Here is a 20,010-nt window from a genome sequence, read left to right as displayed (position 1 = left end):
CGCCACGGCGGTGCCGCCGCCGCGCGTCGTCGGACCTTACCCGTCGGCCCGGAGAAGCTAACCACCGTTAGCCGGCACCCGCGCTGGGGTATGGGAGCGTAGTGGCGATTGTGGAGAAAGTGATCGGGGCACCCCCGCAGCAGGTCTTCGACGTGCTCGCCGACGGGTGGACGTACAGCGACTGGGTGGTCGGCACGGCCCACGTACGGGACGTGGACGACGCCTGGCCCGCCGTCGGCGCGAAACTGCACCACCGGGCCGGGCCGTGGCCGTTCTCGCTGACCGACGCCTCCACGGTGCTCGCCTGCGAACCGCCGCACAAGCTGGTCATCCGGGCCGGGCTCTGGCCGGCCGGTGAGGCGCTGGTGGTGTTCACCCTGGAACAGATCGGTCCGGACCGCACCCGGGTCCGGCTGGGCGAGGACTTCGCCGCCGGCCCGCTGCGCTGGGTCCGCAACAAGCTCAACGACCTGGTCCTCAAGCAGCGCAACAAGGAGACCCTGAACCGGCTCGCCGACATCGCCACCCGGCAGAAGGACCCGCGATGACGTCGACCGTGGTGATCACCGGGGCGAGCGCCGGGGTCGGTCGGGCGCTGGCCCGCCACTACGCCGGCCGGGGCGCCCGGTTGGCGCTGATCGCGCGGGGCGCGGCCGGGCTGGCCGCCGCCGAACGGGACTGCCGGGAACTGGGCGCGGCCGAGGTACGCACCTACCAGCTCGACGTGGCCGACGCCGGGGCGGTGCAGCGGGCCGCCGACGACGTGGTCCACCACTGGGGTGGGCTGGACGTGTGGATCAACAACGCGATGGTCTCGGTCTTCGCGCCGGCCTGGGAGATCCCGGCCGCCGAGTTCCGCCGGGTCACCGAGGTGAACTATCTGGGTACGGTGCACGGCACCCTCGCCGCGCTGCACCACATGCGGGCCCGGGGCCGGGGCACGATCGTGCAGGTCGGCTCGGCGCTGGCGTACCGGGGCATCCCGTTGCAGTCGGCGTACTGCGCGAGCAAGCACGCGATCCAGGGCTTCAACGACTCGCTCCGGGCCGAGCTGCTGCACGACTGTCCCGGGGTGAAGCTGACGATGGTGCAGCTCCCGGCGATCAACACCCCGCAGTTCTCCTGGGTGCGGACCCGGCTGCCCCGGCACCCGCAGCCGGTACCGCCGATCTTCAGCCCCGAGGTGGCGGCGCGGGCCATCGGGTGGGCCGCCGACCGGGGGCCACGGGAGCTGAACGTGGGCGGCCCGACCTGGCAGGCCCGGCTCGGCAACATCCTCTTCCCGGGCCTGCTGGACCGGAAACTCGCCCGCGACGGGTACGACAGCCAGCAGACCGACACCCCGGTCGACCCGCACACCTGGCGGGACAACCTGGACCGGCCGGGCGACCAGGAACACGACCGGGGTGCCGAGGGGGTCTTCACCGACCGGGCCCGGCACCGCTCGGCGGCCCTCTGGGTCGGTACGCACAAGCCGGCGGTCACCGCCGTCGCGCTGGGCGCGGTGGCGCTCGCCCTCGGCGGTCTGGGCCGTCGCCACCGCTGACCAGCAGTGCCACCCCCGGTCGACCTTGGGTACCGGTCGGTCGGGCCGGACGGTGGAAGTGCGACCGAAGGCTCACCGGGGAGCCCTGAGAGCACGACACGGTCGGATGGCTACCCTTTCAGGGACACTTGCCGGCAAACTGAGGATGCTCGTCATGATCGAACCCGTACAGTTACCCTCGCCGTGGCGGGACGCGCGCCTGACGGTCGTGGTGCCCACCTACAACGAGGCGGGGAACCTCCCGGTGCTGGTGCAGCGGCTCCTCGCCCTGCCCCTGCCCGGGTTGCGGGTTCTGGTCGCCGACGACAACTCCCCCGACGGCACCGGCGAGGTCGCCGACAAGCTCGCCATCGAGCACCCGGACCGGGTCCGGGTGGTGCACCGTCCGGGCAAGGAGGGGCTGGGCCGGGCGTACGTGGACGGCATCACCCGGGCGCTGGCCGACGGTGCCGAGTACGTCGCCCAGATGGACGCGGACCTGTCGCACCCGCCGGAGGCGCTGCCCGGCATGCTCGGCGCGCTGCTCTCCACCGACTCCGGCGTGGTGATCGGTTCCCGGTACGTGCCCGGTGGCGAGCTGGACGAGGCGTGGCCGCTGTACCGGCGGGCGCTCAGCGGCTGGGCGAACCTCTACGTGCACACCCTGCTGCGGGTCCGGATCCGCGACCTGACCGCCGGGTTCAAGATCTGGCGGGCCGAGACGCTGCGCGCGATCGGGCTGGAGCGGGTGCAGTCCAATGGGTACAGCTTCCAGGTGGAGATGCACTACCTCGCCACCAAGTTGAGGCACACGATCCTGGAGGTGCCGATCCGCTTCGAGGAGCGGCGGGATGGTGTGTCGAAGATGAGCACGGCCACGAAGATCGAAAGTGCGCTGATGCCGTTCAAGCTCCGGACCCGGCACCGTGACATCGGCACCGACAGCCCCCGCCCGACCGCGCTGCCGCCGGCCACCACCGAGCCCACCCCGGCTGTCACCGAGCCCACCACGGCCACCGAGCCCACCACGGCCACCGAGCCCGCCACGGCGGCCGTTCCGGCTCCGGTCGCCACCGGGTCCGCCCCCGCCGCAGCCGACGCCACCCCGGCCGTCGCCGCACCCGCCGCAGCAGCCCCGGCCGGTGCCGGAACGGTCCCGGTCGTCACCGAAGCGGACCCGGCTCCCACCACGGCCGGCCCGACCGTCGAGTCCACGCCGGCCAGCACCGAGCCCAGCCCGACCGAGCCGGTCGCCGCCGACGCCGTCGCGCCGAACGCAGCCGGGCCGGCCGAGCCGGCGAACGTGAACGGCGGCAAGCTGGCCGACCCGGCCGAGCCGACCACGGCGGAGGCGGCCGAGCCGACCACGGCGGAGGCGGCCGGGCCGACGAAGCCGAAGGCGAAGGCGGCCCCGAAGGCGAGGACGAGGGCGAAGGCGAAGACGGAGCCCACGGCGAAGGCCGGAACAGCGACCGAACCGGCACCGGCTCCCGTCGTGGAGTCGGCCAAGGGCACCGACGGCTGATCCGGTGGCAGGCCGCCGCCGTGCCCGGCCGGCACGGCGGCACCAGCCGGACTCGACACCAGCGCGGCTCGGCACCAGCCGGGACTCGACACCAGCCGGGACTCGGCACCGGCCGGACGGGACACCAGCCACCGGGGCCCGGCACCCGCCGGTCACCGCGACCGGGTCGGGCCCGGCGGGATCAGCGGTAGACGGTGCGGTGCGCCGCGCCGATCGCGCGCGCGTACAGGCCACCGGTGAGCCCCCGGTTACGGGCCAGGGCGGCGCGGGCCGCGTTCGCCCCGGGGGCACCGTGCACGCCGCCGCCCGGGTTCGCCGACGCGCTCGCCAGGTAGAGCCGGTCGACCGGGGTGTCCGGGCGGCCCAGGCCGGGCACCGGCCGCAGGAAGAGCTGCTGGTAGGCGGCGGCCGTCCCGCCGCCCACCGCGCCACCGACCAGGCTCGGGTTCTGTTCCTCCAGGTCCGCCGGGCCGGCCACGTGCCGGCCCCGCACCAGCGCCCGGAAGCCGGGGGCGTGCCGCTCCAGGACGTCCTCCATCCGCTCCACGTGCCGGGCCACGTCGTCGGCCCGCCAGTCCCGCCGGAACGGCAGGTGGGTGTACGCCCACAGCGACTCGGTGCCGGCCGGTGAGCGGCCCGGGTCGGCGGTGGTCATCTGCCCCAGCAGCAGGAACGGGTCCGCCGGCACCTCCCCGCAGGCCAGCGCCGCCGAGTAGCGGGTCAGACCGTCCAGGTCGGTGGCGAGGTGCACCGTTCCCGCGCCGGCCACCTCCGGGTTGGCCCAGGGCACCGGGCCGGCCAGCGCCCAGTCGACCTTCACCGTCGAGCCGTCCCACCGGAAGTGGGCCAGGTCCTCGACGAGCCGGGGCGGCAACCAGGCCGGGCCGACCAGGTCCAGGTAGAGCGCGGGGGCGGGCACGTCGGCGAGGACCGCCCGCCGGGCCCGCCAGGTCCGCCCGCCGACCGCCCGGACGCCCATCGCCCGCCCCCGGGCGACCAGCACCCGGTCGACGTGCGCGCCGTAGCTGATCCGGCCGCCCCGGGACCGTAGCCGGGCCACCAGGGCGTCGGTGATCCGCTGGGCCCCGCCGACCGGCACCGGCCAGCCGACCTGCTGGCCGAGCATGGCCAGCAGCCAGCCGTACACCCCGGAGCCGGCGTCGTCGGGGGACAGGTCGGTGTGCAGGGCGCAGCCGGCCAGCAGGGCCGGGCCGCCCGCTCCGGCGAAGAGTTCCGCACCCAGTTGGCGTACCGGCAGCACCAGTCGTCGGGCCAGCCGCAACGCGCCCGCCGGCCCCAGCCGGTTGAGCAGTTCCAGCCCGTTGCGTACCGGCGGGAAGGGGGTGAACAGGGCGTCCAGCAGCGGCCGGGACAGCTGCTGCCACTCCTGGTACGACGCCAGCCAGCGTTTCCCGTCGCCGGGGGCGAACGCGTCCAGCGAGTCGGCGGTGCGGTCCGGGTCCCGGTTGAGCACCGCCGCCCGACCGTCCGGGAACAGGTGCGCCAGCACGTCGGGGGCGTGCCGCCAGGCCAGCCCGTGCTGGTCGAGGGCGAGCCGGCGCAGCACCGGCGAGGCGTACCCGAGGGGGTAGAACGAGCTGTAGAGGTCGCTGAGGTAGCCGGGCGCGGTGACCTCGGCGGAGCGGACCGCCCCGCCCGGCACGCCGGTCGCCTCGAGGACCAGGACGTCCCAGCCGGCGTCGGCGAGCAGGTTGGCGGCGACCAGCCCGTTGTGGCCGGCGCCGACGATCACGGCGTCCGCGGTCTCCGTGCTCTCCGTGTGGGGCCCGGTGGACAGCATGGGAGACATCATCCGGTCCCGCTACCCCCCGGACAACCGGGCGAAACGCGTTTGTCCCGGCCGGACCCGGGCATCCAGCGCGCCATGTACCGGGTTGAGCAGCTCATCGGGGGTGTGTGGGGCGCGGGCGGCGAGGGGGGTGAGTTCGTCGTGGCGGACCCGGCGGACGGTACCCCGGTCAGCACCGTGCCGGTGGCGACTGAGGCCGAGGTCGCCAAGGCGGTCGGCGCGGCCCGGGGCGCGGCGGCCGGCTGGGCGGCGACCGCTCCGGCGGACCGGGCGGCGGCGCTGCACCGGGCGGCGGACGCGGTGGCGGCGGTCGCCGAGGACCTGGCCCTGGCGACGACCGCCGAGATGGGCAAGCCGCTGCCGGACGCCCGGGGCGGCGTGGCCGCCGGGGTCGGCAGCCTGCGCCAGTACGCCGAACTGGCCCCGGTGCGTGGCGGCCGGACCCTGCACGGCGGCCGGGACGCGGTCGACTTCATGGCCCCGGAGCCGCGTGGCGTGGTCGCGGTGCTCACCCCGTGGAACGACCCGGTGGCGGTCGCCTGCGGGCTGCTCGGCGCGGCCCTGGTCACCGGCAACGTGGTGGTGTTCAAGCCGAGCGAACGGACGCCGGCGACGGGTTGGCTGCTGGCGAAGGCGCTCGACAGCGCGCTGCCGGCCGGGGTGCTGTCCCTGCTCACCGGGGGCGCGGCGGTCGGGGCGGCGCTCGCCGGGCAGGAGGTCGACGTGGTGGCGCACGTCGGGTCCACCGCCACCGGGCGGGCGATCGCCGCCGCGTGTGCCCGGACCGGCGCGAAGGCGCTGCTGGAGAACGGCGGCAGTGATCCGCTGATCGTCGACGCCGACGTGGACCCGACCTGGGCGGCGGGACAGGCGGCGATGGGCGCGTTCGCCAACGCCGGGCAGATCTGTGTGGCGGTGGAGCGGATCTACGTACACCGGGCGGTGGCCGGCGAGATGGTGGCGGCGTTGGTGGACCTGGCCGGGGCGATGCGGGTCGGTCCGGGGCAGGATCCGGAGACCGAGCTCGGCCCGCTGGTGGACCGGCGGCACCGGGACCACGTGCACGGCCAGGTGACGGCGGCGGTGGCGGCGGGGGCCCGACTGCGTGCCGGTGGCATCCTGCCGGACGGGTCGGGCGCGTTCTACCCGCCGACCGTGGTCACCGACTGCACCGACGAGATGCCGCTGGTCCGTGAGGAGACGTTCGGGCCGGTCGCCCCGGTGCTGGTGGTGGACTCCTTCGACGAGGCGCTGACCCGGGCGGCGTGTTCGCCGTACGGGCTGGCCGCCACGGTGCTGACCGGGTCGATGAGCCACGCCCAGCGGGCCTGGCGGGAGCTGCCGGTCGGCACGGTCAAGGTCAACGCGGTGTTCGGGGGCGCGCCGGGGGGTGCCGCGCAGCCGCGCCGGGGCAGCGGCCAGGGTTTCGGGTACGGCCCGGAGCTGCTCGACGAGTTCACCACCACGAAGGTGGTGCACCTGGCCGCGCCGGGCGGCGGCCACTGGTGAGCTGAGAGCCACGCCGTCCGGGGCCCCGGCGGGGTACCCCGGACGGGTGGCGTCGGTCAGTCCCCACGGGCCCGGCGGGTGCTCCGGTCGTTGGCCTTCTGGATGGCCTTGACCAGTTCCGGCTTGGTCATCCGGGACCGGCCCCGGACGTCCAGCTTCTTCGCCACCTCCATCAGGTGCTCCTTGGTGGCGTTGGCGTCCACCCCGCCGGCGGTCGGCGCGCGCCGGGCCGGGCCGCCCCCGGCGGCCTGGGTGTCGCTCGGGCCCTTGCGTCCCTTCGGCTCCCAGTGGTCGCCCACCTTCTCGAACTCGTGCTTGAGCGCGGCGAAGGCGGTCCGGTGCGCCCGCTCCCCCTCGCCGTACGTCTCGACCGCCGAGTCGTGCGTCTTCGCCCAGGTCCGCTGCGCCTTGTCCGGTGAGCGCCGCACGGTGCTGGGCAGTACCTCGCGTCCTGGCATCTCGTCCTCCTCGCGTGGTCGACTACGCGTGGTCGACTGCTTCGGTTCGACCGTTCCCCGTGCCGGCACCGGCAAACAGCACGCGCGCGTTTGTCGATACCCCCGGTGGGGTACCGGGCACGGTCAACGGCGGCGCGGGGAGCGGGCATGGCAACGACGACGGAGCCGACGGCGACCGGCCGGTCACAGGAACTACCGGTGCCGCGCGGACTGCGCCAGTTGAGCTGGTCCACCTGGCGGGGTGTCCTGGTGGGCAGTGGCCGTAACTTCGTCAAGGACAACTGCGCGGACTGGGCCGCCGCCCTCACCTACTACGGGGTGCTCGCGCTGTTCCCGTCCATCGTCGTGGTGGTGGCCCTGGTCGGTCTGGTCTCCGACGGCGACCGCACCGTGGACACCCTGCTCGACCTGGCCCGGGACGTCGGCGCGGGCTCGGTCGTGGCGAACGACGGCGTGGTCGGCGTGATCGAGGGCGTGGTGGACCAACGCGGAGGGGTGAAGGCGCTGCTCAGCGTGGGTCTGCTCGGCGCGCTCTGGTCAGCCTCCGGTTTCATCGGCGCGTTCACCCGGGCGTCGAACGCGATCTACGGCGTCGAGGAGGGTCGGCCGTTCTACCGGCTGCGGCCGTTGCAGATCGGCCTGGCCGCCGTCTCGCTGGTGCTGCTGGCCGTGGTGGCGACCGGGCTGATCGTCAGCGGTCCGGTGACCGACGCGGTCGGTGACCTGCTCCGGCTGGGTGACGTGCCGCGTACCGCGTGGAGTGTGCTGAAGTGGCCGGTGCTGGCCATGATCCTGATGGTGCTGCTGTCGCTGCTGTTCTGGATCGCCCCGAACGTGCGGCAGCCCCGGTTCCGCTGGCTCACGGTGGGCGGGACGGTGGCGCTGCTGGCCTGGGCGCTGGTCTCCTTCGGTTTCGGCCTGTACGTGTCGAACTTCGGCTCGTACGACGTCACGTACGGCAGCCTGGGCGCGATCATCGCGTTTCTCGTCTGGCTGTACCTCTCCAACTGCGCGCTCATGCTCGGCGTGCAGATCAACGCCGAGGTGCAGCGGGGCCGGGTGATCCAGTCGGGGGTGCCGGACCCCGACGAGCCGGTGCTCACCCCGAAACGCCCGGCCGAGCCGTGACCCCGGCCACCCGGCCCGGTGCGGCGTCATCGGTTTACCACCGGTCCCCCCGGGTAGCGCAGAGGACATGGAACGAGGAAGCAGCAAGCACGGACCTCGGCTCGACGAGCAGATGAGCCAGGAGGTCCACGGCCTGGTGCAGGGCCCGGGGGTCGGCGGTTCCCGGGTCGACGAGTTCCGCGAGGCCGAGCCGGCCGGCGAGGACCAGCCGGGTTCGACCACGGTGCCCGCGGGCGACCTGCGCACCGGCGCACCCCAGGGGATGAGCTCCGCGGACGTGGAGCAGCGCAGTCGGCTCGGCCGGTTCATCGGCCTGTCGGCGCTGCCCGGCGACCGCGAGGCCCTGCTGGGCAGTGCCCGGGAGAACGAGGCGCCCGCCGACGTCATCGCCGACCTGGAGCGCCTGCCGGCCGACACCCGGTACCGGACGGTCTCCGAGGTGTGGGCGGCACTGGGGCACCGCAACGAGACGCAGCGCTGGTGAACGGATCACCCCCGATCCGTACCGACAGCGGCAGACGAGGAGGAGACCTGACATGGGTGGCGTGACCGAGCACGTGGACGTGGACGTCCCGATCCGGACGGCGTACGACCAGTGGACGCAGTTCGAGGAGTTCCCCCAGTTCATGGAGGGTGTCCAGGAGGTCCGGCAGCTGTCCGACACGATGACCCACTGGACCGTCGAGATCGCCGGGGTGAAGCGCGAGTTCGACGCGCAGATCACCGAGCAGCTGCCCGACGAGCGGGTCGCCTGGAACTCCACCGGCGGCACGAAGCACGGTGGCGTGGTGACCTTCCACCGCCTCGACGAGGCGCACACCCGGGTCACCCTCCAGCTCGAGTTCGAGCCGCACGGCGTGGTCGAGCAGGCCGGCGACAAGCTGGGCATCGTGGACCGCCGGGCCAAGGGCGACCTGGCGCGGTTCAAGTCGTTCATCGAGCGACGTGGTCAGGAGACCGGCGCCTGGCGGGGCAAGGTCGACCGCCCGACGCCCTGATCCGCTCCGATCGTCGACGGCCGCCGGCATGCCGGCGGCCGTCGACGTGTGCGCGCTCCGGGCTGGCCCCGGTGGGCGCTCCGGGTCGGTTTGGCGGCATTCCGCCCGGGTACCGCGAGGTCATGACCGACAACGACCCCACCGTGTGGCGGGACGAGGAGCGGCTTCCGCTCAGTGAACTGGACAAGGCCGTGGCGACCTCCCCGGTCGACGGGCAGGCCGACGATGTGACCGGCAACGACGCGGGCTACGAGTCCGCGTTCGGGCACGGTCCGGTGCCGGCGGACGGGCACGCCGCCGCCGAGGGCGACCACGAGCGGGAGGCGACCGACGACCAGCGGGCGTACCGGCCCTCCCCCACCGGCCGGACCGGCCCGGACGTCTGAGAGCCGCCATCCCGCCGGACCACCGAAGCTCGCTGGCGTGACAGCGGCGATCGTGCCGGCGATCACCGTGCTGGCCGCGTTGCTGACGGCGCGGCGGGCGGTCCGGGTCAGCCCGGTGGCGACGCCGACGGCACGACCTCGGTACCTGCGGCCCCGGCGGCCAGCCGGGCGAGAAAGTCACGCTGGGCGTCGTTGAAGAACCCTTCCTGGTACGCCGTGAGCAGCGCCCCGGTACCCGGGTCCACCTCCTCGAACCCCTCGTAGGTCAGGTGGCCGAGCACGACGTGGTAGTCGGCGACCAACCGGTCGATCTCCGCGTCCGGGGCGTCCGGCTCGAGCGCGGCGAACCGTGCGGTGAGCGCCGTGGTCGCGGCCAGCACGTCCGGCTCGGTGAACTGGTGCAGCAGCCCGGTCAGCGCGGCCCGGCCGTTCTCGTCCAGGCGGTGGTGCAGCAGCAGCATCACCTCTCGGTCGTGCTGGAGCATCTCCGACGGCAGGTCCGCCGCACCGGCTGCGGCGGCGCCGGCGAGCAGCCCGGCCAGCTCGGGTGGGGTGTCCGGGCTGGCGCCGGCCGCGCGCAGCCGGGCGATCACCTCGCGGCGGGCGGTGAGCCGCTCGATCTGCGCGGCCAGCTCCCGGTCCAGCTCGTCGAGTACCGTGTCGGCCCGGTCGCCGGAGGCCAGCATCGGCGGGATGTCGTCGAGCGGGATGCCGAGCTCGGCCAGCCGGCGGACGCGCAGCAGCAGTACCAGGTCGCCGACGGTGTACTCGCGGTAGCCGTTGCCCCGTCGGGCGGGCTCGGGCAGCACCCCGATCTGGTGGTAGTGGCGCAGGGTGCGCACGCTGACCCCGGCCAGGCGGGCGATCTCGCCGATGTTCATCCGCTCCTCCCGGTGTCAGCGTACGAGCTCGGCCTCGGGCCCCGGGTGCGGCTCCAGATCCCGCAGCGCCCGTACGCCCAGCGCGACCACGCCGGTGACCAGCCAGACCACCGCGAGGACGACCGCGCCGGTGCGGGCCCCGGACTGGTCGACCAGCACCGCGGTGCCGCCCATGCCGATCGCCGGGGCCAGCGTGATGATCGAGTTCTGCAGGCCCATCACCCGCCCGCGCGTCGCGTCCGGGATCCGCTCCACCATGAGCACGCCCATGAGGCTGCCGAACAGCCCGTTGCCGAGCCCGACCAGCGCCGCGGCGCCGAGCACGAACCACGGCCCGGCCAGCGTCGCCATCGCCCCGAACCCGGCGATCGTGATCAGCATCCCGGTCAGGAACCAGGCCCGCCGCGGCCCCCGGGCACCCGCCGCCGCATAGGTCCCGCCGCCGATCAGCAGGCCCACGGCGAGCGAGCTGAGCACCAGGCCGAGCATCTCGGGCCGCTGCTCCAGGGTGAAGTAGACCGGTAGCACCAGCGCCTGGAAGCCGGCCAGCACCACCACAAGGCCGACGCTGATGAGCGTGGTGGTCAGCAGGAACGGCGAGCGGACCAGCGTGTGCCAGCCGTCGCGCAGCACCACCCGCTGTGGGCCGTCCTCGGCCACCGGGATCGCACCGGCCTCCCGCGGGATCAGCATCGTGACGGCTGCGGCCGCTGCCGAGGTCGCCGCGGTCACCCACAGTACGGTCACCCCGTCGAACACCGCGATCAGCGCCGCCCCGGCCGCCGGGCCGACCAGCATGACCACGGCGCCCAGCGACTCGCGCAGGCCGAGCAGCCGCTCGGCGCCCATCCGCCCGGCCCGCACGATGCCCGGGATCATCGCCTCGCGGGCTGTCATCCCCGGCACGTCGCCGAACGACCCGATCACCGCGAACAGCACGAACCAGCCGAGCGCCAGCCCCACGGTCGCGTCGACGAGCGGCAGCGCCGCGATCGACAGCGCCGAGACGACGTCGGTGATCACCGAGGCGGTACGTCGATTGATCTTGTCAATGACCACGCCCATGACCAGCCCGGCGACGGCCGCGGGCAGCGCCGAGGCCACCGCGACGGCACCGGTGGCGAGCACGCTGCCGGTGATCTGCAGGACGAGCAGCGGCAGCACGACGCCGGCGATGGCGTTGCCGAGCAGGGAGAGCAGGTAGGAGGCGAGATACACCGACGACACACGGTTCATGCGGCCATCGGAAACCATGACGTCGCGTCGGGGTCAAGCGCGTGCCGCACCCCCACGCACTCAAGGGGTGACTGGAGGGGCCGGCCGGTCAGGCCGGCTGCGGGGCGGGTCGGCGGGTGGCGGCGGCGTGCAGGGCGAGCAGCCCGAGCGTCAGGACGACCAGCGCCGGCCCCAGCGCCTCCACCGACGTACGGGCGATCAGCACGCCGATCGCGGTCGGGCCGACCGCGCCCCCGATCCCGGCGATGCCGATCTGCACCCCGATGGTCCGGTCGACGTGCCGGACACCGACCCGGTCGACGGTGGTGAGGGTGAGCAGCGGGAACACCGGGGCGGCGGCGAAGCCGACGACCGCCAGGCCGACCACCGCGAGCCAGGCCGGGCCGGGGATGGCGATCAGGACGGCACCCACGACCAGCCCGACCAGGCTGCCCCGCAGGACCAGGGCGCTACCGAACCGTTCCGCGGCCATCCCCTGCACGACCCGGCCCAGGAACAGGCTGGTCCAGTACCCGGAGACGCAGATGCCGGCCACCGCCGCACCCAGCCCGCGCCCCTCGGTGAGCAGCAGGAACGCCCAGAGTCCCGCGCCGAACTCGATGCTGACGTAGACCAGGAAGGCCAGCGCGCCGAGCCAGACCGCCGGCAACCGCAGGGTTTCCCGGACCGGTACGGCCACCGCCTGGCCCGGTTCGGTGGGCGCGCCGGCTCCCCGGTCCCGCCAGGCCCGGACGGTCAACGCGAAGGCCGTGGCGAGGGCGAGCTGGCCGGCGGCGACCAGACCGTACCCCCACCGCCAGGACAGCCCGGCGCCGATCACCGCCGTCATGATCAACGGACCGAGCGCCACCCCCAGGCCGAAGAAGGCGTGCAGCCAGTTCATGTGCCGCGGGCCGAACGCCCCGGCGGCGTACGCGTTGAGCCCGGAGTCGATCGCGCCGGAGCCGAGCCCGAGCGCCAGGGCGCAGCCGATCACCGGGAGCAGGCCGGGGCTGAGGGCCCAGCCGGTGAGCGACAGACTCGCCAGGACGGTGCTCAGCGCCAGCAGCCGGCCGACGCCGAGCCGGGCGATGCTGAACCCGGCGACCACGCTGGAGGTCAGGTAGCCGGTGGTGAGAGCGGTGAGCACCAGCCCGACCGCCTCGGTCGGCACGCCGAACTCGGACCGCATCGAGGGCCAGCCGACCCCGAGGAGGCCGTCGGGCAGACCGAGGCTGACGAAGGCGAGGTAGGCGAGCAGCAGCAGGGAGGCCCGGGGGGTGGTCGACACGACGGGCCATCCTGCCCGATCCGCTCACCGCTGGCGAGCCCAGTACCACAGCCGATCCGGAAGGTCGGCGCGCCGGGCCCGGCGATCCGGACAGTCCACTCAGAATCGGCCGAACGGCCGAGGGGCAATCCGGGCATCGCGCGCAAGACTGGCTGGATGCATCAGGGCAATGGCTTCCTCACCGTTCGTCAACGCCGCCTGGCATGGCTCGGCTTCCTGCTCGCCGCCCTCCAGGCTCCGGTCTCCGCCTGGCTGGTGACCGACGACTCCTGGCTGTTCAGCCTCTGTGTCGCGCTGATGGTGGCGACCGTGATCATCGCTGACGACGCCGGCCGCCGGCGGCCGGCGGACGCCCGTACCGGCGACTGACGCGACCCGACCGACGCCCCACACCGGGACCGACCGCCGGCCCGTGGCGGGACCGGCCGACACCCGTACCGGCACCGACCCCGTCCGTGCCCGGACCGGCCGACGTCCGGGCGGGACCGGTCGACCGGCCGACGTCCGTACCGGGGCTAGCCGGTGACGTCCGGACGCGCCTCGTGGCCGGGGCGGCCCCGGGTCCGTCGTTCCTCCTTCATCTCCGCCTCGTAGAGGTGCCGCAGCCCGCCGACCAGTTCGGTACGGGCGTCCCGGTCCAGCTCACGGAAGAGCGCGTAGTACCCGTCGTCGAAGTCCTCGACGATCTGGAAGGTCCACCGGCCGGCGATCACGTTCCGACCGAGCAGTTCCTCGGCGATCCGGTCGGCAACGGCGTCGTGCCCGGCGGCGCGGAACTTCTCGACCGCGTCGTCGAGCATCAGGTCGGCGTGCCCGATGAGCTGGTGCAGGGAGTAGAGATGCCCCCGGGCCCGTTCCACGGTCTCCAGGGCCTCGCTGAGCTTGCCGAGCGCAGCGACCGTGTCGTCGCTGACCCCCGCCGGCCGTTGGTGCCGCCGGTCGGGGCCGTCCACCTGTCGCTGCTCCATCGGTGCCTCCCTGCGTTCCCACCTCGTGCGTCCCCACCTCGTACGCGTTCCCACGTCGCACGCCGGCACAGTGCCCCGAAGTGGGGCAGGTCACGCATCTCGGGGCGACTCATCCCGCTGACCGAGGCGGTACCCACCGACCGGCCGACGCCGGACGACGGCCGGGCCGATTACCCTCGGTCCCCATGTATGCGCAGTTCAGCGGGGGTGCGGCCGGGACGGCCGTGGGCGCGGCGCAGGCCACGATCGCCGCGTTGACCGTGTCGATCGGCACCGCCGGGCTGGCCGCCGCCGCCCGCCATCCGGCCCTGCTCGCCCAGGTCGACCAGCACGCCGCGGCCGTCCGCGACAGTCTCGACGGGGACCGGCGTCCGCTCACCCTGGCGGCCCTGGCCGGGTACGCCGAGGGGGTCCGCGCGGCGGCCCTGGAACACGGGTGGCTTCCCCCGGCCGGGCCGGTCGACTGGTCGGACCCGGACTGGCCGCTGACCCGTCTGCTGGCGGTGTGCGCCCTGGCCCGCCCGACGGCCCGGCCCGCCTGACCCCACCGCCGGCCGCCATGGCCGCCGCAGCCGGCACCGCCCGGGTCGGCCGGCCGCCAACACCCCCACAGCCGGCACCGCCCGGGTCGGCCGCCGGGGCGGGACGCACGGCACGGGGAGGACGTCCGAACCGGACGTCCTCCCCCCGATCACCGGTCAAGCCTCATTCGGTGCGGCGGAACTGCTGGGTCTCCTCCCCCGCCGCGCCGGAACGGTAAGCCGTCGAGCCGCTCATCCCCGGCGAGACCCGCTGCGCGCCACCCCGGTCGGCCATCTGCCGTTCCATGTCGCCCCGGCCGGCGGCCTGGGCCTGCCGCTGCATCTGGACGGCCCGGGACTCCTCGGCGGCCCGGTCCAGCCAGCGGTCCCAGCGGGCCTGCATCGGCTTCACCAGACCACCGCCGACACCGACGATCAGGATGCCGGCCACCGTGGCGAGCACCGCGATCAGCACCGGCGTGGTCACCGTGGTCGCGATACCGACCTGGTTGAGCGCGGCGATCACGCCGAGCGCGAGAATGAAGATCGCCGTCAGGTCGGCCAGGACCTTGCCGTACGAGAGCCCGCCCAGCGCCCCGCTGACGAGGTCGCGGACCGCGTTGGCGATCGCGGCGGCCACCACCACGATGACGATCGCGATGAACGCCCGGGGCAGCCAGCTCACCACCCCCGAGATCAGGTTGCTGATCGCGTTCGGGCCCCACACGCCGAAGGCGAACTGCAGGGTGAACAGCAGTACGGCGTAGTACGCCAGTCGGGCCAGGATGTCACTGGCGTCGTACTTGGTGCGTTCCAACGCCCGTTTGATTCCGCCCCGTTCGACCGCCCGGTCGAACCCCACCCGTTCCAGTGCCGCGTCCACGATCTTGAGTACGAAGCGGGCGATGATCCAGCCCACCACGAGGATCACGATGAAGGCGATGGCCCTCGGCACGAAGAGCAGCACCGACCTCCACATGTCGGTCAAGGCGGTGCCGATGTCGACCTGCCTGACCGCGAGGGTTTTCTGCATGACGTCCCTCCTGTCGCCTGGTCTGCGCCGCCCGCATACCCCGCCGGAGAAGCACCAACCCGCCGCTGAGCTGCTGTTTTACCGGACATTGGGGTCCTGGCCGGGACGTCGGACGCGGACCGTCGGCCGTCGGCGCGGTCGCCGGCCGGGGCGCGAGCCGAACAGCCCGGGACGGTGCCGGCTAGGCTGCGTCACATGCCAGGCACGGTCGGGCACGTCCCCGCTTCACCCGCCCCGATCCCGGGGGCCTCCGCCGCCGGCACGGCGGCGCTCGTCCTCGGTCACCCGTGGGCCGGCACCCCACTCGGGCCGATCGAGCGGTGGGACCCGGCGGTACGCGCCGTCGTCGACCTCGTCCTCGCCTCACCGGTGCCGATGGCGCTGACCCTCGGTGCGGAGTTCCGGCTGCTCTACAACGACGGCTACGCCGAGCTGGTCGGGACGGCGCACCCGGCGATCGGCCGCCCGGCGGCCGAGGTCTTCGCCGACGTGTGGCACCTGCCGGGCATCGGTGACCTGGTCGAACGCAGCTTCCACGAGGGCCGGTCGGCGCTGGGCAGGGAGACGATCCTGCCGATCGTCCGGCACGGTTCCGGGGTGGTGGAGCAGGCCGTCTTCACCCGGGGCTGTTCCCCGGTACGCGACAGCGCCGGGACGGTGGTGGGCGTGCTGACCGTGGCGGCCGAGACCACCCAGGTGACCGAGCAGCTGCAGAGCCTGAGCGAGCTGGCCGCCGCCCTGTCCGGCACGCTCACCCTGGACGACGTGGCCCGGGTCGCGCTGCGGTACACGCTGGATTCCTTCGACGCCGACCGGGTGGCCTTCGCGGTGGACGACGGCGGCGGCTGGCGGCTCGTCCGGCGCGTCCGGGGCGAGCTGCTCGACGAGGCCGACGAGCGGCTCCCCCCGCTCTGGCGGCGCGCGCCGGACGACTCCCCCGGGCCGCTGGTGGTGACCGCGCGTACCGGGGTGCCCAGCTTCACCGCGGACGGCCAGCCCCTCGCCGAGGCGGCGGCGGACCGGCACGACCAGAAGATCCGGGCCCTGGCGGCGCTGCCGCTGCGCACCTCGGTGCTGCGTGGCGGGCTGAGCGTCGGCTACCAGCGGGCGCATCCCTGGTCCGCCGCCGAGCGGGCGCTGCTGACCGCCTCGGCGGAGCTGGTCGGGCAGGCCGCCGAGCGGGCCCGCCGGTTCGAGACCCAGCACGGTACCGCCCAGTTGCTGCAACGCAGCATGCTGCCGGAGCACCTGCCGGATCTGCCCCGGCTGCGGATCGCCGCCCGGTACGACCCGGGAGTGGACGGCAACGCCGCCGGTGGGGACTTCTACGACGCGTTCCTGCTGCCCGACGGCCGGCTGGGCGTGGTGCTGGGCGACGTGGCCGGCCACGACGTGCAGGCCGCGGCCCGGATGGGGCAGGTACGGGCGGCACTGCGCGCCCTGGCCCTGACCGATCCGCGTCCGGACGCCGTGCTGGCGTCGCTGGACCGGCTGGTGGCCAGCCTGGGCGCCGAGGGCGGCACCCACGAACTCTTCGTGACCGTGGTGTTCGGGGTGATCGACGCGGACCGGGAACAGCTCACCCTGGCCAGCGCCGGGCATCCGGCCCCGCTGCTGCGCCGGTGCGCCTCTCCGGACGACGAGCCCTCGGCGGTGTACCTGGACGTCCCCAGTGGCGCGCCGCTGGGGCTGGGTTGCCGGCCCGGCACCAGCACCGTCCCGTTCACCCCGGGGGACACTCTGCTGCTGTTCAGCGACGGTGTGGTGGAGCGCCGCCGGCAGAGCCTGTCGGTGGGGCTGGCCGGGCTGGCCGGGGCGGTCGCCGGGGCGGCCAGCGGCGATCCCCGGGCGCTCTGCGCGGTCGCCACCGGGGCGGTGCCCGGGGCCACCGAGGACGACGTGGCCGTGCTGGCGGTCGAGCACGCGCTGATGCCCAGCCGGTCGGCGAGCATGGAGGTGCCGGCGGAGCCGACCGCGCCGAGCCGGGTCCGGCACTGGATGACGGCGCAGTTGTCCACCTGGCGGGTGCCTGAGTCGATCATCGGGGCGGCGGTGCTGTGCACCAGCGAGCTGACCACCAACGCCCTGCTGCACGCCGGCACCGCCGCCCGGGTGGAGATCGACCTCAGCCCGGAGCGGCTGCTGGTGTCGGTCGCCGACTCCGGCACCCGGGGCACCGTGACCCGGGCGCAGACCGACACGCTGAGCAGCCGGGGGCGGGGTCTGGGGCTGATCGAGCAGCTCAGCGACGCCTGGGGTACGGATCCGACGGTGCGCGGTTCCACGGTCTGGTTCGAGATCCTCATCCCGCCCGGCTGACCGCCACCGACCACCGGCCACCCGGTCGCCCGCGCCGCGAAGGTGAACGCGAAGGCATATTCACCGGCTCCGCTGGGCACAGTTGCTCTCCGCCTGCCCGGGTGCCCCGGACGGCGCGAAGGGTGGAGTCGTGGAACTGGAACCGGTGGACGTCTCGCTCGCGGTACTGGGCGTCGGGTCGCTGCTCGCCGGGGTGCTCCCCCGGATGCTGGAACGCCGTCCGTTGTCCATGCCGATCGCCTTCCTCGGCCTCGGTATGTTGATCTTCCTGTTGCCCACCGGACTACCTGTGCCGGACCCGTTGGCGCACGCCGACGTCGCCACCCACCTCACCGAGATCGGGGTGATCGTCGCGCTGATGGGCGCGGGCCTCAAGATCGACCGGCCGTTGAGCTGGCGACGCTGGTCGTCCACCTGGCGGCTGCTGGCCATCGCGATGCCGCTGTGCATCGCCACCGTCGCACTGCTCGGCTGGTGGTGGGCCGGTCTGGTGCCGGCCGCCGCGCTGCTGCTCGCCGCCGCGCTCGCCCCGACCGACCCGGTGCTCGCCTCCGACGTGCAGGTGGGTGAGCCGACCGACGTGGAGGACTCCGAGGACGAGGTCCGCTTCGCCCTGACCTCCGAGGCCGGTCTCAACGACGGACTGGCCTTCCCGTTCGTGTACGCGGCCATCGCCATCGCCTCCACCAGCCTCGCCCCGGCCGACTGGCTGGCCCGCTGGTTCACCGTCGACGTGCTCTGGAAGATCGCCGCCGGGGTGGTCGGCGGCTGGCTGGTCGGCTGGCTGCTCGGCAAGCTGTTCTTCCGGGCGCCCAGCGAGCTGCGCCTGGCCCGGCACGCCGAGGGCTTCCTCGCGCTGGCCGCGACCTTCCTGGCGTACGGGCTGGTCGAGTTGGTCAGCGGGTACGGTTTCCTGGCCGTCTTCGTCGCCGCCCGGGCGATCCGCGCGGCGGAACGGAACCACGAGTTCCACGCGGTCCTGCACGACTTCGCCGAGCAGGTCGAGCGGCTGCTGACCGTCCTGCTGCTCCTGCTCTTCGGCGGGGCGGTGGTCGGCGGCCTGCTGAGCGCGTTGACCTGGCCGGCCGCCCTGGTCGGCCTAGCGTTGATCTTCGTGATCCGGCCGCTGTTCGGCTGGCTGTCCCTGCGCGGCGCGCCCGGCCGGCCGGCCGAGCACTGGGTCATCGCGTCGTTCGGCATCCGGGGCGTCGGCTCGTTCTACTACCTGGCCTACGCCACCACCAAGGCGGACTTTGCCCAGGCGGACCTGCTGTGGGCCACGGTCGGCTTGGTGGTGATCGTGTCGGTGGTGGTGCACGGGATCGCGGCCACCCCGGTCATGCAGCTCCTCGACCGGGACGGCCAACGCACCAGCGACCCCGCCGAACGCCCGCAGCCGGCCCCCGCCTGAGCTTCAGCCGCTCAGCCGCTCAGCCGGTCAGCCGCAGCCGCGGACCGGCCCCGCCTGAGTCTCAGCCGCTCAGCCGCGCGGCCAGTTCCCGGCCCAGCGTCCGGCCGGACAGCCAGGCGGTCTGCACCCGGGGCGTACCGAAGACGTCCCCGGCCAGCCCCACCCCGTCGTCGTCCAGGTGGTACGTCCCGCCCGGTCCCGAGGTCGGCTTGGCGTACGTCCAGCGGTGCACGTGCACCAGGTCGGCCGGGTCGGGAAGGGCGAGCAGGTCCCGGACGGCCTGTTCGACGGCGGGTGCGGCGGTGGTCGGCTGGAGCAGGTACCGCCCGGCGAACTCGGCCGTGGTGTGGGCCACCAGCACGGGTTCGCCGTCCCCGCGCCGGTCCCCGTCGTCGCAGACCAGGGTCAGCACGGGGTGGTCGTTGACGAAGGCGCCGGCGAAGTCGGCCCAGGTGCGGCGCGGGAACCGCAGCACGGCGGCCAGGGTGGACGTCCACTGCTGGGCCTGCGCCGCCCGGGTCGACGCGGCCAGCGCCGGGTCGAGCAGCAGCGCCGCCTGCGGGCCGGGCATGGCGAGCACCACCGCGTCACAGGCCGTACCGTCGACGGCCGGGCCGGGTTCCACGCCGAGCACCAGCCGGTCGACCACCACCGGTAGTCCCGCCGCGAGGTCGGTCACCAGGGAGCGCAGTCCGCGCGGGGCGGCCCAGCGCATCGGGCCGGGCACCGTGCGCCGACCGTCCGGCCCGTACGCGACGAAGGTGTCGGTCCACTCGCGGGCCAGACCGGCGGCCCGCCAGCCGTCGACGACCCGGGCGAAGTCCGGGTCGTCGACGGTGAGGTAGGCGGCCCCGATGTCGGCGGGGCGGCCGTCGAAGCGTTTGCTGGCGAGCCGTCCCCCGGCGACCCGGGCCCGTTCCCGGATCTCCACCGGGATGCCGGCGTCGGCCAGTTCCCGGGCACACGCCACCCCGGCGACACCGGCTCCCACCACGATCACCCGCGCGCGCTCCCCAGTCACCGCGTGATCGT

At 74.2% G+C, this 20,010-nt stretch carries 19 protein-coding genes and 1 pseudogene; 12 read left to right on the top strand and 8 right to left on the bottom strand.

Annotated features, from left to right (window positions below; genetic code table 11):
- Window positions 1–119: 119 nt before the first annotated feature.
- From PVK37_RS17040 to PVK37_RS17030, 3 genes and pseudogenes are all read left to right on the top strand, one after another.
- Complete coding sequence (locus PVK37_RS17040; RefSeq protein WP_341483383.1) at window positions 120–548, top strand: SRPBCC family protein; 429 nt, start codon at window positions 120–122, stop codon at window positions 546–548.
- Window positions 545–1,546 (top strand): SDR family oxidoreductase, encoded by a 1,002-nt coding sequence (locus PVK37_RS17035; protein ID WP_275028401.1) that lies wholly within the window; start codon window positions 545–547, stop codon window positions 1,544–1,546. Before PVK37_RS17040 ends, PVK37_RS17035 begins: the two co-directional genes overlap by 4 nt.
- A gap of 154 nt (window positions 1,547–1,700) precedes the next feature.
- Window positions 1,701–2,459: pseudogene (locus PVK37_RS17030) on the top strand (polyprenol monophosphomannose synthase); the annotation flags it as partial.
- Between the two features lie 772 nt (window positions 2,460–3,231).
- Here PVK37_RS17030 and PVK37_RS17025 read toward each other — a convergent pair.
- Entirely contained in the window at window positions 3,232–4,851 is a 1,620-nt protein-coding gene (locus PVK37_RS17025) for a phytoene desaturase family protein (protein ID WP_275028400.1), read from the bottom strand.
- 84 nt (window positions 4,852–4,935) lie between these two features.
- On the opposite strand from PVK37_RS17025, the gene PVK37_RS17020 reads away from it, so the two are divergent.
- Complete coding sequence (locus tag PVK37_RS17020) at window positions 4,936–6,369, top strand: aldehyde dehydrogenase family protein (protein WP_275028399.1); 1,434 nt, start codon at window positions 4,936–4,938, stop codon at window positions 6,367–6,369.
- 56 nt (window positions 6,370–6,425) lie between these two features.
- Here the strand turns inward: PVK37_RS17020 and PVK37_RS17015 are convergent, their stop codons facing one another.
- Complete coding sequence (locus PVK37_RS17015; RefSeq protein ID WP_275028398.1) at window positions 6,426–6,827, bottom strand: ChaB family protein; 402 nt, start codon at window positions 6,825–6,827, stop codon at window positions 6,426–6,428.
- A 147-nt stretch (window positions 6,828–6,974) separates the two neighbouring features.
- Here PVK37_RS17015 and PVK37_RS17010 point away from each other — a divergent pair, with 147 nt between their 5' ends.
- The 4 genes from PVK37_RS17010 (at window position 6,975) to PVK37_RS16995 (ending at window position 9,339) form a co-directional block, all read left to right on the top strand.
- On the top strand, window positions 6,975–7,955 hold the full coding sequence (locus PVK37_RS17010; RefSeq protein WP_275028396.1) for a YihY/virulence factor BrkB family protein: 981 nt from the start codon (window positions 6,975–6,977) through the stop codon (window positions 7,953–7,955).
- Window positions 7,956–8,022: 67 nt separating this feature from the next.
- Window positions 8,023–8,439: a DUF2795 domain-containing protein gene (locus PVK37_RS17005; RefSeq protein ID WP_275028394.1), complete on the top strand. Its 417-nt coding sequence runs from the start codon at window positions 8,023–8,025 to the stop codon at window positions 8,437–8,439.
- A gap of 52 nt (window positions 8,440–8,491) precedes the next feature.
- Window positions 8,492–8,953 carry an SRPBCC family protein gene (locus PVK37_RS17000; RefSeq protein WP_275028392.1) on the top strand — a complete coding sequence of 154 codons (462 nt, stop codon included), beginning with the start codon at window positions 8,492–8,494 and terminating at the stop codon, window positions 8,951–8,953.
- 122 nt (window positions 8,954–9,075) lie between these two features.
- Window positions 9,076–9,339, top strand: coding sequence for a hypothetical protein (locus tag PVK37_RS16995; RefSeq protein WP_275028391.1), 264 nt, complete (start codon window positions 9,076–9,078; stop codon window positions 9,337–9,339).
- A 107-nt stretch (window positions 9,340–9,446) separates the two neighbouring features.
- Here the strand turns inward: PVK37_RS16995 and PVK37_RS16990 are convergent, their stop codons facing one another.
- The 3 genes from PVK37_RS16990 to PVK37_RS16980 form a co-directional block, all read right to left on the bottom strand.
- Entirely contained in the window at window positions 9,447–10,220 is a 774-nt protein-coding gene (locus tag PVK37_RS16990) for a MerR family DNA-binding transcriptional regulator (protein ID WP_275028389.1), read from the bottom strand.
- A gap of 15 nt (window positions 10,221–10,235) precedes the next feature.
- Entirely contained in the window at window positions 10,236–11,456 is a 1,221-nt protein-coding gene (locus tag PVK37_RS16985; protein ID WP_275028388.1) for an MFS transporter, read from the bottom strand.
- An 88-nt stretch (window positions 11,457–11,544) separates the two neighbouring features.
- Window positions 11,545–12,726: an MFS transporter gene (locus PVK37_RS16980; protein ID WP_275028386.1), complete on the bottom strand. Its 1,182-nt coding sequence runs from the start codon at window positions 12,724–12,726 to the stop codon at window positions 11,545–11,547.
- Window positions 12,727–12,882: 156 nt separating this feature from the next.
- On the opposite strand from PVK37_RS16980, the gene PVK37_RS16975 reads away from it, so the two are divergent.
- A complete protein-coding gene (locus PVK37_RS16975) occupies window positions 12,883–13,095 on the top strand; it encodes a hypothetical protein (RefSeq protein WP_275028384.1) in 213 nt (70 codons plus the stop codon).
- Window positions 13,096–13,241: 146 nt separating this feature from the next.
- Here the strand turns inward: PVK37_RS16975 and PVK37_RS16970 are convergent, their stop codons facing one another.
- Window positions 13,242–13,694, bottom strand: a complete 453-nt coding sequence (locus PVK37_RS16970) for a hypothetical protein (protein ID WP_275028383.1) — start codon at window positions 13,692–13,694, stop codon at window positions 13,242–13,244.
- Window positions 13,695–13,879: 185 nt separating this feature from the next.
- On the opposite strand from PVK37_RS16970, the gene PVK37_RS16965 reads away from it, so the two are divergent.
- The gene (locus PVK37_RS16965) at window positions 13,880–14,236 is read left to right on the top strand and encodes a DUF6401 family natural product biosynthesis protein (RefSeq protein ID WP_275028382.1); all 357 of its coding nucleotides are present in this window, start codon (window positions 13,880–13,882) and stop codon (window positions 14,234–14,236) included.
- 163 nt (window positions 14,237–14,399) lie between these two features.
- Here the strand turns inward: PVK37_RS16965 and PVK37_RS16960 are convergent, their stop codons facing one another.
- Entirely contained in the window at window positions 14,400–15,248 is an 849-nt protein-coding gene (locus PVK37_RS16960) for a mechanosensitive ion channel family protein (protein ID WP_275028381.1), read from the bottom strand.
- Between the two features lie 195 nt (window positions 15,249–15,443).
- On the opposite strand from PVK37_RS16960, the gene PVK37_RS16955 reads away from it, so the two are divergent.
- Both PVK37_RS16955 and PVK37_RS16950 read left to right on the top strand, forming a co-directional pair.
- On the top strand, window positions 15,444–17,567 hold the full coding sequence (locus PVK37_RS16955) for an ATP-binding SpoIIE family protein phosphatase (RefSeq protein ID WP_275028380.1): 2,124 nt from the start codon (window positions 15,444–15,446) through the stop codon (window positions 17,565–17,567).
- Between the two features lie 136 nt (window positions 17,568–17,703).
- Window positions 17,704–18,978, top strand: coding sequence for a cation:proton antiporter (locus tag PVK37_RS16950; RefSeq protein ID WP_341483449.1), 1,275 nt, complete (start codon window positions 17,704–17,706; stop codon window positions 18,976–18,978).
- Between the two features lie 61 nt (window positions 18,979–19,039).
- Here PVK37_RS16950 and PVK37_RS16945 read toward each other — a convergent pair whose 3' ends face one another.
- A complete protein-coding gene (locus PVK37_RS16945) occupies window positions 19,040–19,978 on the bottom strand; it encodes an NAD(P)/FAD-dependent oxidoreductase (protein ID WP_275035142.1) in 939 nt (312 codons plus the stop codon).
- Window positions 19,979–20,010: the final 32 nt, after the last annotated feature.

It is taken from the genome of Micromonospora cathayae (genome assembly GCF_028993575.1).
In the GTDB taxonomy this organism is placed as follows: domain Bacteria; phylum Actinomycetota; class Actinomycetes; order Mycobacteriales; family Micromonosporaceae; genus Micromonospora; species Micromonospora cathayae.
The sequence above is the reverse complement of the archived record's forward strand: the minus strand, read 5'-3'. Positions and strand labels throughout refer to the sequence as shown.

Coding starts and splice junctions, on each gene's coding strand:
- PVK37_RS17035 (WP_275028401.1), top strand. CDS start 545: ATGACGTCGACCGTGGTGATCACCGGGGCGAGCGCCGGGGTCGGTCGG.
- PVK37_RS17025 (WP_275028400.1), bottom strand. CDS start 4,851: ATGCTGTCCACCGGGCCCCACACGGAGAGCACGGAGACCGCGGACGCC.
- PVK37_RS17020 (WP_275028399.1), top strand. CDS start 4,936: ATGTACCGGGTTGAGCAGCTCATCGGGGGTGTGTGGGGCGCGGGCGGC.
- PVK37_RS17015 (WP_275028398.1), bottom strand. CDS start 6,827: ATGCCAGGACGCGAGGTACTGCCCAGCACCGTGCGGCGCTCACCGGAC.
- PVK37_RS17010 (WP_275028396.1), top strand. CDS start 6,975: ATGGCAACGACGACGGAGCCGACGGCGACCGGCCGGTCACAGGAACTA.
- PVK37_RS17005 (WP_275028394.1), top strand. CDS start 8,023: ATGGAACGAGGAAGCAGCAAGCACGGACCTCGGCTCGACGAGCAGATG.
- PVK37_RS17000 (WP_275028392.1), top strand. CDS start 8,492: ATGGGTGGCGTGACCGAGCACGTGGACGTGGACGTCCCGATCCGGACG.
- PVK37_RS16995 (WP_275028391.1), top strand. CDS start 9,076: ATGACCGACAACGACCCCACCGTGTGGCGGGACGAGGAGCGGCTTCCG.
- PVK37_RS16990 (WP_275028389.1), bottom strand. CDS start 10,220: ATGAACATCGGCGAGATCGCCCGCCTGGCCGGGGTCAGCGTGCGCACC.
- PVK37_RS16985 (WP_275028388.1), bottom strand. CDS start 11,456: ATGAACCGTGTGTCGTCGGTGTATCTCGCCTCCTACCTGCTCTCCCTG.
- PVK37_RS16975 (WP_275028384.1), top strand. CDS start 12,883: ATGCATCAGGGCAATGGCTTCCTCACCGTTCGTCAACGCCGCCTGGCA.
- PVK37_RS16970 (WP_275028383.1), bottom strand. CDS start 13,694: ATGGAGCAGCGACAGGTGGACGGCCCCGACCGGCGGCACCAACGGCCG.
- PVK37_RS16965 (WP_275028382.1), top strand. CDS start 13,880: ATGTATGCGCAGTTCAGCGGGGGTGCGGCCGGGACGGCCGTGGGCGCG.
- PVK37_RS16960 (WP_275028381.1), bottom strand. CDS start 15,248: ATGCAGAAAACCCTCGCGGTCAGGCAGGTCGACATCGGCACCGCCTTG.
- PVK37_RS16955 (WP_275028380.1), top strand. CDS start 15,444: ATGCCAGGCACGGTCGGGCACGTCCCCGCTTCACCCGCCCCGATCCCG.